This window comes from Aequorivita sinensis (assembly GCF_006346335.1).
GTDB classification, from domain to species: Bacteria; Bacteroidota; Bacteroidia; order Flavobacteriales; family Flavobacteriaceae; genus Aequorivita; species Aequorivita sinensis.
Genome location: NZ_VDMC01000088.1, coordinates 1 through 257, shown reverse-complemented (window position 1 = coordinate 257; position 257 = coordinate 1). Strand labels below are relative to the sequence as shown.

Here is a 257-nt window from a genome sequence, read left to right as displayed (position 1 = left end):
CCAATGTGATTGGACCTCCTGATACGGTAACACCACCTACTAAATCACTTACCATAACATCAGTTAGGGTAACGTTTCCTGTGTTCTTAACAGAGAAGCTATAGGTAATAATATCACCTGCCTCTAGTGTTGAACATTCTGTAGTCGGATCTACTTCAACATCTGAAGTTTTAATAAGGGCAATACTTGCATCAGTACAGATAGTTACAACCGTTGGGTTGTTGCCTGTATAGCTTGAGTTATCTGATTCATCATCC

The 257-nt window shown here is 39.7% G+C and carries 1 protein-coding gene; it reads right to left on the bottom strand.

Annotated features, from left to right (window positions below):
• Positions 1–257 (bottom strand): DUF7507 domain-containing protein (locus tag FHP04_RS14460; RefSeq protein WP_139856853.1); only part of this gene is annotated, 257 nt, incomplete at both ends.